Origin of the sequence: Chitinophaga sp. (genome assembly GCF_019236475.1) — a bacterium.
Classification (GTDB): Bacteria; Bacteroidota; Bacteroidia; order Chitinophagales; family Chitinophagaceae; genus Chitinophaga.
In genome coordinates this window covers 38,777-51,547 of record NZ_JAFAIX010000003.1, presented here as the reverse complement: position 1 = coordinate 51,547, position 12,771 = coordinate 38,777, and the positions used below count along the sequence as shown (strand labels likewise).

Sequence of the window (12,771 nt, the reverse complement as noted above, 5' to 3'; positions counted from 1 at the left end):
ACAATTTAGTGAATTACGGTCAATTTCTTTTTTGCCTAAGTTGAAAAGCATTATTGTTTGTATTGTGTATTTTCGTACTATGAACAAGCGGGAAGATATTTCAGGCTTTTATGAGCGTATCCATTATCTGGCTCCGGAGAGGATAGGGGCAGACAAGCCTCATATAAATGTTTTTGAGCGGGCATCCTGTATAGGAGCAGTTCCATTTTCCCGAAGAGATTATTATAAAGTGACTTTGATATTAGGAACCGGAAGGCTCGATTATGCTAATCAGTCTATTTATATTGATCGCCCAGCTCTTGTGTTTTCCAACCCCTTGATTCCTTATAATTGGAATCCTGATTCATCTGACCAACATGGATGGTTTTGTATATTCAACCAGGCATTCATCCAACAAAGAGAAGGATTGCTTAATCATCTACCGATGTTTCAGATTGACGCGGATAAGGTTTTCTTTCCTGATGCAGATAGTGTAGACGAAATAGCGGCTTTCTTTAAAGCTATGATGAGAGAGAATACGGAGAGCTATGTCCATAAAGATGATATTTTACGAAATTACCTTCATCTCATCATTCACCACGCCTTAAAGATGCAGCCTGCCCGGGATTATGACCGGGATTTGAACGCTGCTGCCAGAATAACCAATTTATTTTTAGCGCTGTTAAATAGGCAATTCCCTGTTGATTCGCGTCAGCATGAACTTCAACTCCGTTCCGCCAAGGATTTCGCCAAACAGCTTTCGCTACATACCAACCATTTGAATAGGATGGTTAAAGAATTTACCGGCAAAACAACTACCGAGCATATAGCTGCCAGGATATTGTTGGAAGCCCATGACCTGCTGCTACATACTGACTGGCCTATTTCGGAGATTGGGTATCGTCTTGGATTCCAGTATCCGGGCTATTTTAATAGCTTTTATAAGAAACATGCCGGTACGACCCCAAATGAAGTAAGGAAGCAAGCTGTTTGAATTTTAGAAGTATCCGCTTGAATAGTTTTATTATGCCATTGTTCGCCGGACTAATTTTGCTTCAAATTGTAAATTCAACATACATGGAAACTACAGCAAGTATGACCGAAGTAGCAGTGGAAAAGCAGTTGATCCTTCTTCCCTTAAACGATTATCTGGAAGGCCGTCCTGTTAAAGACATGGAAAGACTCCGGCGCGCCTTCCACCCAGATGCTTACATCAGGATGGTTGTAGACGGAAAACTGGCTCAGTGGACGGTGCCGCAATACCTCGATGCCGTTGAAAAAGCTGCGTTACTGGAGTGCCAATCCGAAATCCTTTCCTATACCTGGGATGGAGATACCGCGTCTGCCCACGTGCAAATGACTTTCCCCACTTTTCGGTTTATAGATCGGTTTAACCTGGTAAAGTTAGATGGGAAATGGCTGCTCATGGATAAGATCTCTTATCGCCAAGCGCTGTAACAACCAGAATTGATAAGCATTGCTGGCCTGTGGAGATGATTACAAAAGATGGATGGGGCCCCCCCAAAAAAGAGGGTGCCTTTTGAGACACCCCCTTTTGCACCCAATTATACCTAAATTTAACCGCGCTTTATTGACCAACAGGTTACCACCGTAAGGTTTCCACAAAAAAGGAACCGTTTTCCATCAGGGCATCAAAAAATATGGGCTTGGTAGCCAGTCGGTTCCAATCCCTTTGCAGCTCACAGGCATACTGTGTAACAGAAGATAATTGTACACCGGCTTGTTCCATTCTTCTAAGTGCCGTTTCGTGGGCGATAGTAGAGGTGCCACCTACGGCATCTACAATTGTATAGACCTCGTATCCCTCTTTTATAAGATCCAGCGCAGGGAAACACAAACAGACTTCCGTCCACAACGCGCAGATGACAAGCTTCTTTTTGCCAAGTGCTTTTACAGCGTCCTGGAACTCTTTGTCTTCCCACGAGTTTACAGTCGTTCTGTCAATTTCCTTTATATCCGGCAAAACCTGTTTGAGGTGCTTGATGGTTGGTTTATTGATACCACTTTCAACGTTAACCGTGGTAAGAATAGTTGGGATGTTGAACCCTTTGGCCAGCTTGGCAACCGTTACAATATTTTTGACAAGTTCCTCATGGTCCATTGATTTGACTGAATTGACCTGTAATGGCTGATAGTCAATAAGGATCAGGGCTGAATTTTCAGGGGAAATCAAATGGTCTGTCTTAGGGTCCCTGATGGGCGTTATGCTGGTCATTTTTGAAAAAATTTAAGTGATGAATTATTTGATAGCTGTTTTTGGGATTCCATCAGGAGCATGCATACTGCTCCCTGAAATCTTTCGGTGTTATGTGCATCTTTAGTTTAAAGTATCTTGAAAAATAAGCTACATCCGAAAATTTCAGTTGATAAGCTGTTTCTTTGATCGTAAGTCCGCTGATGAGCAATCGTTTCGCTTCTAAGAGTACCCGTTCGTCTATCAGATCGGTGGCTTTACAAGAGAAGTGCTTTTTACACGCGACATTCAGATAATTGGCGGTAATATTCAATTGTGCAGCGTAAAAAGACACAGATCGTTCCCCCACAAAGTGTTTCTCGATCAAGGCCAAATAATCTGTTAGCATGGGGGGGCGTTGAATAACGGTGTGGTTATCAAATATCCGTGCTGCCACCTGGCTGATCATGAGCCCTAGCACGTATAGGCGCGCTATCACGAGATCTTGCAATACCGGCTCTTTATGGAGGTGATTGCGCACGTTCAGAAATTCAGTGAGCAATGCTTCATAATCCGACTGTTCCAAGTCAAAGACTGGATGGTTCCGATAGAGGGCAAAGCCAAACCGGAAGGATTTGCCAATAATGTCAAAAACCTTGTGGTCTATTATCAACTGATGAACTTTGCTATTGTGGCCCAGCTCCCAGGAATGGACCTGGTCCGGGAACAGGATGTGAAGTTGTTTAGGCAGTATGCTGTAATTGATAAAGTCAATACTATGCACTCCATCTCCGGTTTCCACCAAAACCAACAGCAGAAAATTATGACTATGGGGTTTTGAGATTTCGCTTTCACCGTTCAACAGGTAATAAAGCACATCGTGTGCTGAATTTAATTCCAATCGAATATCATCAATTTTCCGCTTTGGGTATCGATCCATAACAACAACCCGGTAATAAGGTACCTATTTTTCTTAAAAAAAACACATCGCTACATCTATTAGTTCATATTGTTACAAGGAATATTGCACTAATAGACTTCACTTTTGATCATCCATTGTTCCAAAATAATCTCGCCACTTCAGAACCAAAAACTTTTCCAGCGGGCACCTGGAATGGCTCGCATAATATTGTTTTTGCTCTGGCAGGAAACAGCGCGAATTTACCATTATTAAACCTGCCAGCTTTGGACGATAGCGAGAAATTAATGGATTATTTATTACTAAAAGGATCACATTTCTATACAAAAAATAAACAATGAAATGCTATTGCGACGGTCTTTTTTCTAGGCACTCCTCACACGAGACAGTGTAAGAATGGGATCGAAGCTGGAACAGGCCAAGGGTAGTTTGGATTTTTAAAAGGATTTTGTATTTTGAGACTCCCAATAACATCCGTACCTACAATTGTCATTATGTTCCGCATTTGCATCCTATTTCTGAGGATTATACGATGGCCTAACCTTGTATTTATCTTCCTGACACAATTATTATTTCAATACTGCGTCATTCAACCGCTATTGTTGAGAATGGGCGTATCCTCACACCTTCGTATCTCCGATTTCCTGATGATTGCCGGGATATACCAGTTAATCGCTGGAGCAGGTTATATCATCAATGATTATTTTGATTTGGCAATTGATGAAATCAATAAACCCGATAAGGTATATATTGGCCGGGGGATCAGCAGGAACGGCGCTTTGATAGCCTATCTTATTATGAACCTATTGGCGCTGATACTGGCAGCGATCGAAAGCTTTACGCTGGGAAATATCAGTCTTACCATTTGTATTGCATTGTGCGAGTTGTTTTTATTCTGCTATTCTGCAATATTCAAAAAGAAATTCTTGATCGGCAACGTCATCGTTGCTGTGATTACTGCTTCTGCAATCCCGGTGCTGCTGCTAGCAGAACCATCGCTGGCTGCCATAAAGTATGGGGTTGTATTACCATCGACGTTTCGTTTTATCGTGAATGTTACACTGATCTATACCTGTTTTGCCATCGTTATCTCCTTTGCGCGGGAGTTGATAAAAGACTTGGAAGATGTAAAGGGAGACTACACCTATGGCGGTCGGACGATTCCTATTGTACTTGGTAGACGAGTGGCGCATTATATCGTTACGTTAAGCCTGCTGGGGGTAGTGGGAGGGGTGGCATTCCTTCAGCCGGTGTTATGGGAGACAAACATCCTTGGAAGTAAAGTCTTGTCTATCTACTCCATTCTCTTAATCATGTTCCCGCTTTTATGGATTATTCGGAAGATATCTTCTACAGAGGAAGCGGAAGATTACCATCGACTGAGTAGCTATATAAAAGGAGTGATGTTAACAGGAATATTATCTATGGTGCTCATTCAGTATCTATTTAAATAGGGTGGCATGTATCTTTTGAGATTTGGGGCAGGCATTGTACAGCGGGTGGTTCAGATAATGGTACGACGAAGAAAAGAAATGCGCTGGGCAGCGACTTGTCTTGCTGAATTGGAATCCAATGCAGGAGCAGTATTGCCAGAAGGTGCACGGAAGAAAGTGTTGACCTCCTACAGTATTTATCTTCCGATGGTGATAGATGCATTTGCAGCGGTGCGTGGCCGTTCAACGTCGGAGGGCGAAAGAACGCGGATGCTGCAATACTTCATTTGCAGTACTACCTTCGATAATTTTACGGACGAGGGAGAACTGACGGAAGGTGAGCTGAATGATATAGCCTATGCTTCTGAACAATTTTTGCCCAGAACTCCACAGGAGCGGATGTTCTTACAGTCTCACATTGCACTCAAAGATTTTGTGGAGGATAAGTTGCATTACGAGGAAATAACCCGTTCCTTGTATCAGGCACAAGTGAATTCCAACCGGCAAACAGATCCCGACCTGACAGATGAAGAGTTATACAGTATTACCATTGGGAAAGGAGCATTTGCTGTGTTACTGTGTAATTTTTATATGGATGATCTGGGGATATCCAATAACTGGCAACGATGCTGGTATCTGTTGGGAGGTATCATACAGTTGACAAATGATTTGTTTGATACCTTTAAAGATCTTCAGGCTGGCATACAAACATTGCCGACAAGGATGAAGGATGCAGATCAGCTCTATCAAACATTCCTAAAAATGGTAGATGAGTTAGCGGGAGAGATATCGGCATTACCTGTTCCGGAAGAACGGAAGCAAAAATTTCTGTTGAATATGATGGCTATCTGTTCTTTCGGGGATATGGCACTCCACCAATTCCGTTCCATACAGCAAACTTATGGTGTAATGCCCGATCTCCGTACGCTCCCCCGCAAAGCGCTGATTATTGATATGGAGAAAGCAGGGAATATCTGGCATTGTATGCGGTTTACCTACCGGAGATGTCGCCAGGCAAGCCACTAGTGCTGGTTGCCACTGCAGGCTGCCGGTTCAGTGGAATGTAATTCGAGATTCTCCCCATAAAGTAGTTTTTTCCATATTTTGCATCCCATTCAAATGCAAGAACTGGAGAAACAATATTATGACGCCTGCTTCCATTGATCTGTTGCAAAGTATTTTACATCACCTCACAGGTGTATTGCCTGGCGATACTGGGCCTTTATTTGCGCTTACCAGGCGTTTGCACCTGGAAGAAGGAGAAGTATATATCCGTGAGGGAGATACCGCCCGTAAGCTTGCTTTTATTGAGAAGGGGATCATGCGGGTGTATGCCATTAAGCAGAGTGGGGATGAAGCCACGTTGTTCCTCAGATGGGAGGAGCAGTTCATCGCCTCGCACGATACTATTATTCACCAGCAGCCGGCCCGTTTTATATACCGTGCCCTTGAGCGAGTAACCTTGCTGGAAATAGATTATGATAAACTCGACACCATACTTCGTGAGCACCCGCAGTTCGAGCCACTCCGTGTACATTTCCTTCAACGTATGATAGGGGAGGCGCTTAAAGTGGTGGAAGACTTCGTGCTGCTGTCGCCGGAAGAGAGATATTTGCAATTGGTAGAAAAACGCTCCGATATTGTTAACCGCGTATCAGATAAATACATCGCTTCCATGTTGGGTGTTACACCAGTATCACTGAGTAGGATTCGCAAACGAATTTACGATAGAGGGAAGAAGTAAGAGCGAAAATTATCTTTTGTTAATTAGCTTCTTATCCATTGTTAACCGCAGGAGGCGGGTATTGTTTTTATTTTTGAGGGATCAAAATGAAACAGCACATGAACGCCACTCTGGAAGCAATTATCCATATCTTAAGTTTCTCCGCAGCAAGGTACTTTTTAATTGCAGGTATACCTTTCGCCGTGTTTTATATTGCCTTCCCCTCCAGGATGAACCGCATGAAAATACAACAACGACTGGCATCGAAGAAAGACTTCCTGCGGGAGATATGGTATTCCATGCAGAGTACCCTGGTATTTACCCTTATCTCTGTTGCCATACTGGCTACGCCGTTAAGGCGCTATACTTTGGTGTATGATCATATCAGCGATTTCCCGTTATGGTACCTGGGTGCCACGGTATTCATAGGGCTCATTATTCATGATACTTATTTTTACTGGATGCATCGCCTGTTGCATCATGATAAGCTTTTCAAACTTACCCATCTCGTGCATCACCGTAGCACCAATCCCTCTCCCTGGACATCCTATAGTTTTCATCTCCTGGAAGCCATTGCGGAGGGGCTCATTCTCGTGATATTGTCTTGTGTGATGCCCATGCACCCCCTGGCTATACTGTTATTTACTATAGCTGCCTTTATCATTAACGTATACGGACATCTAGGATATGAACTGATGCCGCGGAGTTTCCGCCACAGTTGGCTATTTGAGGTGCTGAATTCATCGGTGTATCACAACGTGCATCATAGCAAATTTAAAGGTAACTATGGACTGTATTTTCGTATATGGGACAGGGTAATGGGAACTGAACATCCGGATTATGTAAAAGAGTACGATAAGATACAGGCACAGCGATTTGGGACTGCAAGCCTTCCTGAGAGCGGCCTTTAAGCGCTCCAGGAGGGATGGGAAAAAACAAAAGTGATTTTATAAAATGCGGTACTATCGATAACTTTTCATCTTTGCGATTTCTTTTTTTATTTTAGGGATGATATCAACTCTGGCTCCCGTAAAAACAAATATGGTTGTTCCGTATTCTCTTGCAAATCGATTGGTGATGGAATCAGCGGCTATAGAGGTAAGAAAATAGGGACTTGTTTCTTTCAGTTCATTACCTTTCTCATCATAATCTTTCACCCGGATTAGATTGGTAAACCGTTCATCTAATACAAACCAATTGATATAATCTGCATTGAATGATACAGCTTTGATACCTTTTTTAGAATAATAGTTTATTGCGCCAGCTTGCCCGTAATTATCACAAAGAACAAGTGTATTATTGGGGGTTGAAAGACCCGCATAAAGACTATCCACTTTGTAAGCCAATTCTTTCCAGCCTAACATATCTGCGAAGTCTTGTGGTATTGCGTGATCTTTGCCATCTTCCCAATGAAGGCGTCCCAATTTCTTATATGCTTGTTGATTCTCTAAAATATATTCAGGGCTTTTATTTGGAAAAGCTACCTGGTACATGGGAATAAAAAAGAGCAGGGGAATAATAACCACCACTGGTCGCAAATATCTTTTCCAGTCACTTGCTAACACATTAGAAAGGAAAACCGCTCCAAAAGCCATGTAAATTGGATATACTCCGATGGCATAATAATCTTTTGCTCTAAAATAAATAAAGATGGATAGTGTGAAAATCATCGACCAAAAGAAAAGTTTATATTTTCTAAATGGTTTATAGCATAACAATGCATATAATCCTCCAATGATCACCACAAAAGCGCCAATAAAGAAAATCAGTTGTGATCTTAGAAATCCCCATCTGTCTACATTCACTAATTGGTAGTCTGATAATTCTTTCAGATGATGAATGACAGGGAAATTATTATTGAACTGCCATAAAAGATTAGGAAGAATAAGTAAGAGCCCTGTTAACGCAGCTACATAAAATTGCTTTTGGGCTAATAGCTTGCGCTGTGGAGTTATAAGAATGGCAGGGAAAAGTCCAAGGAGTAAGAACACAATATTGTATTTATTTAGGAACCCTAAAGCAAATACAATTGCTCCAACAAAAAGCCATTTCTGCTTTTCTGAATTGATATACTTTATGACACAAAAATAGAAGGCTGTCCAACTGAGTACGTCTAATGAATTCGGCTGATACAGGGTGTTTAAAGCTAAAATGACGGAGAATAAAACACAGGTTGCTCCTGTAATCAATGCAAATAGATCTCCGCCAAGCTCTTCAATGGTTTTCCAGACAATCAGCATAGTTAATGCCCCAAAGAGCGCGGGGAAAAACTTGATCCAGAATACCGTATTTCCCAATGTAATAATTATATAGGAAATCCAGGAAGTTACAGGTGGAACTGATAAATATCCCCAGGCCAGGTGGTGTGCCTGATCGAGATGTAGATATTCATCTCGTTGCAAATCATACTCCGGGCTTATCAAGATATATTGTAATAAAAATTTCAAAATGATGAATCCTATTAAGACGATGGTACTTTTTTTCATAAGTAATTCCTATTTTGATCAATTTTCAAACAATGCAGTTTGCTGGGTTTGTTTGGGAAAGTTAAAGGGATAAAACGCAAAACAAGATAAAGATATTTTATTAAAATGAGAATGCCGGGGACAACCTCCGGCATTCTCATTTTATGCTTCTACTAATTGCCTTAATGCGTAGGCCTCATAGCCATACAAATGAAGTTATAAGTTATACTATTGAAGTTATGAATTATACAAGCATTTGTTATGGTTGAATAAGCGCCACTCTTTAATTTCGCAATTGTAAATCAGACATTTGTTGTTATAGTCATTGAAGTTTGGATGATGTAGCCATTGAACAAAGTTAGTATGCATATTTTTATTGTTTTAATGCATACCCACACTGTTTTTACCTGTAATATAAATCCCCGATGTTTCCCAGTTGTCCAATATTAGTATTCTCGGAACCTCAAAATGGGATAGTATTGCTTCGCAAAAAATTGCTTTTTAATGGAAGGAAACGAAGGTGGGATTCAAAGCGTCCACAAACCTGACTAAGTTTTTCAGCGCGAATAAGGGAATGGCACCATTAAAGTTCAGACGAGTTTTGGTAATAGCGCACATAGTCGGTATGTAACAGCATTTAAAGAGATAAATACAGGTGAAAAAAAATCCTATGGGAGATGGTAATAGAACAAGCGGGTTAAATGATCCCGCCCCACTTGGTTACGATTGGTTTTCATCCATGAGATCAGAAATTTCAAAATATATTGAGGCTGCTGGCATTTTTAGTCTATTGTTAAAGAGTGGAGACGTGATACATTATATCCCTCAGGATAAATGTGCATTTAGAAAGTGGCTGTATTTTCATGGCATAACGGATGTCAAAGGGGAGCATTGTGATTGGCGATTCCCTCGAGAGTAAATATTTAGGGCCGTTCTGAAGCCAGTTCACTAATAGGAGGAAAGGTGGCTTTGTTTCCATATTTGATTAAAATTATCAATATTCTCTGCGGCAAAGAAGGGGCGCCTTATATAAATAAGGGGCCCTGACTTTTTGATTTCTATATATCATTATTTAACCCAAAACTTCCAAATGTTTATGAAAACACAATTATTCGCTGCATTGCTGGTGGTATCGCTATTGGCTTCCCCTAAAAAACTGATCTCACAGAGCGTTTCCTGTTTTGATCCGAAGCCAAACTATTCCTTCGGGATCCCCACAGTTTATAATATTGCAATGTCATACAGTACTGCTGATTTCAGGTTGTATATTCAATGGCATGATAATCCCGGCGAAGTACATGGTGGTCTGATACCTATACAGGTGGGGGCACAGTATAAATTGGTTTTATATGGTGATTACGTCACGTCATTTGATATGAGCGGTGGACCTATTCAGCCGAATGTAGAACAGGAAATGTACTTTAATAATGGTAAAGTGAAGTATATATGGAATGGTGTTACCGTTACTGTAACTTGCCAGCCTAGTCCCGCCGGTGGCTGCCCATCGATGTAATACAATATGCATATGGGGCCTCATTACTTTAATGAGGCCTTGCTGGTCTTCGTCGAAGCCTGTAATTTTATTGATCTTCTTCTTGTCGGAAATCTGTTGGAGTCATGCTTGTATGGTGTTTAAAGAATTTTGCAAAATGCCCCGGATCATGAAAGCCAAGGTCGTAGGCTATTTCTTTTATGCTGGCCGTTGAAAGTTGAAGCTGGCGTTTGGCCTCCAATAGAATACGTTCTTTGATGAAGGTACTGGCCGTTTTTTGCGCATGCTTTTGACAAAGAATATTCAAGTAATTGGGAGTGATGTTCATCTGTTTAGCATAGTATTCTGGCAGTTTCTCCGTTTTAAAATCTGCTTCTAAAAGTTTAATAAACTCCATCAACTTGGGAGAATAGGCGATTCTTTGCCGAGTGTAAACTTGTTTTTCAGCTTCGCGTTGTATTATTTGTAGAATGATCCGGATGCGCGATTGCAGTATTGCGGATTTATATATTGCAGGAGATAACTCTTTTTTTATACTTCTGAATTCATGAATAAGGTCTTGAAAGTCATCTTCTGTCAAAGGAATAACCTGCCTTTGTTTAAAGGAAATAGTATTGAAGTGTAAGGTGTTGGCGATTAGCTCAAATTTTCTGACACTAATCATAAGTTGGTACGCTATAGTATCATTTGCCAGATCCCAATGGTGAACCTGTCCCGGAAATAAAATGTGGATTTGAATTCCTTTAACCTCATAGTCAAGAAAATCTATGGTGTGGGTACCATTACTACCTTTCGTTAATAACAGCATGTAAAAGGTGTGGCTATGTGGATTTTCTTTGACAAGGGAATTACCTTCCCATTCAAAGTACAGAAAATCCATATCCCGATTGCTGTTATCTCTATAATCATTCAAGGAATATTTTTGAGAATTGCTCATGGTTCGGATTAGTTAAAAAACGTTGGGGAGAATATTTTAATAGTTCATAGCAGCATCAGTTTCTTTCATTCGTCAACCTATTATGATTAAAATATAATGCGTTAAGTATGCATTAAAGGGGCGGTAAGGTAGTCTTAATTCCTGGCAATTATATCAATTTGAGATGTCTGTATCCAATATTCTATCATTTGGTAATTTCTATATGATGGTTTTAGTACATGGGCTGGATATTCGCTCCATTTTAATAGCTTTTCTTGAGATGGCGGCTAGTGGCTAATATTAGGAATGTTGACTTTGGATAAGTTTAAATAATATAAGATTGTATTTGTTAGATATTATCATTTGGTAAGATTTTATGATGGCAGTTAGGCTACGTAAAATCTCAAACAAATACAGCTTTTATGTCATGAATGACGGTAGTTATAATTTGTCATAGTTTTTATAGGAAATGTACAATGCTGGATTGTGTAAGATGTATTTTATTTGCGGTCGAAAAGATCGATAAACATATGTAAAGAGGGAAATTGCCTATTAGCTATTTTATAGTTGATAGTTTAGGTGAGCAAATGACTAACTAAAAACCTCCCAGCTATATCCATAGAAGGGGAGCCTATATAACAGATGGATTATTATTCAGAAAAGAGATGGGGTTTTAGCATTGATGTTAAGGAGTATTCGGTACAATCCAAATTTAATGTAGACTTCCAACTCGAGACACAAGAAAACGAGAGACCCTTTTTAAAAAGGGTCTTTTTTTTGATTATTTGCGATTGTTTGGTAAAGCCAAAACAAATGTAGGATCCAGCTTTATAAACGAATTTGTTCTGGGTATACTGCTTAAGTGCTATGTAAGTATGGAAAATTCAAGACTAGCTCAATTTTTATTTAAGGAAGTTAAGATAGACAGTAAATTTGCTGCACAACTGCTCAATAATCTGAAATTAATGGCTGTGCCGAAAGGTGCATTTGTATTAAAGATGGGGGAGATTGCCAATTGTGTTTATTTCATTGAATCTGGTTTGCTAAGATATTATTCTGTGGATAATTCGGGTAAGGATCATATTCTTCAATTTGTTGCGGAAAATAATTTTATCGGTAACCTAGAGAGTATTTTAACGGGTGACCCAAGCAGGTTTTATATCCAGGCATTAGAGAAGACAATTGTGATAGTATTAGAAGAATCTTTCTTTTTACAGTTTATAAAAAGACATCCTAACCTGTCCTTGATGAATAAGATGTTCCTACGGGACTATGTAGTGCATTTACAAAATAGAGTGATAGAATTGCTTTCTTTCTCCGCAGAACAAAGGTATGAGGATTTTATGAAGCAGTACCCGGGAATCATTACAAGGATTCCGCAATTAATGCTGGCTTCTTATCTGGGTATTACACCGGAAAGTCTTAGTAGAATAAGAAGGGAATTTCAGCGGAAGATGTGATAGTTAATTTGACATTCTTAGATGGACATTTTTGGGAAGGAGAGCCTTTGTCTGCCAGTAATAATACAAATTAAGACTTTCTTAAACATGTTATTGAATACCAGTTTATATTAGCGAGAGACCCCTAAATATACGCCCTTTTTGATTGCCTTACGCTGCTGCCATTCGGCAGCAGGCTCTTCCATTTTAA

Annotated in this window: 12 protein-coding genes; 8 read left to right on the top strand and 4 right to left on the bottom strand. The window is 40.2% G+C overall.

Annotated elements, in window-relative coordinates; all coding sequences use genetic code 11:
• Nucleotides 1–79: 79 nt before the first annotated feature.
• Both JO154_RS02335 and JO154_RS02330 read left to right on the top strand, forming a co-directional pair.
• The gene (locus tag JO154_RS02335) at nucleotides 80–973 is read left to right on the top strand and encodes an AraC family transcriptional regulator (protein ID WP_291941513.1); all 894 of its coding nucleotides are present in this window, start codon (nucleotides 80–82) and stop codon (nucleotides 971–973) included.
• Between the two features lie 83 nt (nucleotides 974–1,056).
• The gene (locus JO154_RS02330; RefSeq protein ID WP_291941511.1) at nucleotides 1,057–1,437 is read left to right on the top strand and encodes a nuclear transport factor 2 family protein; all 381 of its coding nucleotides are present in this window, start codon (nucleotides 1,057–1,059) and stop codon (nucleotides 1,435–1,437) included.
• A 145-nt stretch (nucleotides 1,438–1,582) separates the two neighbouring features.
• Here the strand turns inward: JO154_RS02330 and JO154_RS02325 are convergent, their stop codons facing one another.
• Complete coding sequence (locus tag JO154_RS02325) at nucleotides 1,583–2,215, bottom strand: hydrolase (protein WP_291941509.1); 633 nt, start codon at nucleotides 2,213–2,215, stop codon at nucleotides 1,583–1,585.
• A gap of 52 nt (nucleotides 2,216–2,267) precedes the next feature.
• Nucleotides 2,268–3,113, bottom strand: coding sequence for a helix-turn-helix domain-containing protein (locus JO154_RS02320; protein ID WP_291941507.1), 846 nt, complete (start codon nucleotides 3,111–3,113; stop codon nucleotides 2,268–2,270).
• Nucleotides 3,114–3,586: 473 nt separating this feature from the next.
• Between JO154_RS02320 and JO154_RS02315 the strand changes: the two genes are divergently transcribed.
• The 4 genes from JO154_RS02315 (at nucleotide 3,587) to JO154_RS02300 (ending at nucleotide 7,159) form a co-directional block, all read left to right on the top strand.
• On the top strand, nucleotides 3,587–4,546 hold the full coding sequence (locus tag JO154_RS02315; RefSeq protein ID WP_291941506.1) for a geranylgeranylglycerol-phosphate geranylgeranyltransferase: 960 nt from the start codon (nucleotides 3,587–3,589) through the stop codon (nucleotides 4,544–4,546).
• Nucleotides 4,547–4,552: 6 nt separating this feature from the next.
• Entirely contained in the window at nucleotides 4,553–5,551 is a 999-nt protein-coding gene (locus JO154_RS02310; RefSeq protein ID WP_291941505.1) for a class 1 isoprenoid biosynthesis enzyme, read from the top strand.
• A 118-nt stretch (nucleotides 5,552–5,669) separates the two neighbouring features.
• A complete protein-coding gene (locus JO154_RS02305) occupies nucleotides 5,670–6,269 on the top strand; it encodes a Crp/Fnr family transcriptional regulator (RefSeq protein WP_291941503.1) in 600 nt (199 codons plus the stop codon).
• Nucleotides 6,270–6,367: 98 nt separating this feature from the next.
• Complete coding sequence (locus JO154_RS02300; protein ID WP_291941502.1) at nucleotides 6,368–7,159, top strand: sterol desaturase family protein; 792 nt, start codon at nucleotides 6,368–6,370, stop codon at nucleotides 7,157–7,159.
• 51 nt (nucleotides 7,160–7,210) lie between these two features.
• On the opposite strand, the gene JO154_RS02295 is transcribed toward JO154_RS02300, so the two are convergent.
• Complete coding sequence (locus JO154_RS02295) at nucleotides 7,211–8,734, bottom strand: glycosyltransferase family 39 protein (RefSeq protein WP_291941500.1); 1,524 nt, start codon at nucleotides 8,732–8,734, stop codon at nucleotides 7,211–7,213.
• 1,075 nt (nucleotides 8,735–9,809) lie between these two features.
• Between JO154_RS02295 and JO154_RS02290 the strand changes: the two genes are divergently transcribed.
• Nucleotides 9,810–10,226, top strand: a complete 417-nt coding sequence (locus JO154_RS02290; RefSeq protein ID WP_291941499.1) for a hypothetical protein — start codon at nucleotides 9,810–9,812, stop codon at nucleotides 10,224–10,226.
• 67 nt (nucleotides 10,227–10,293) lie between these two features.
• On the opposite strand, the gene JO154_RS02285 is transcribed toward JO154_RS02290, so the two are convergent.
• A complete protein-coding gene (locus tag JO154_RS02285) occupies nucleotides 10,294–11,142 on the bottom strand; it encodes a helix-turn-helix domain-containing protein (RefSeq protein ID WP_291941498.1) in 849 nt (282 codons plus the stop codon).
• A gap of 854 nt (nucleotides 11,143–11,996) precedes the next feature.
• Between JO154_RS02285 and JO154_RS02280 the strand changes: the two genes are divergently transcribed.
• Nucleotides 11,997–12,581 (top strand): Crp/Fnr family transcriptional regulator, encoded by a 585-nt coding sequence (locus JO154_RS02280; protein ID WP_291941496.1) that lies wholly within the window; start codon nucleotides 11,997–11,999, stop codon nucleotides 12,579–12,581.
• The last annotated feature ends 190 nt before the right edge of the window (nucleotides 12,582–12,771 follow it).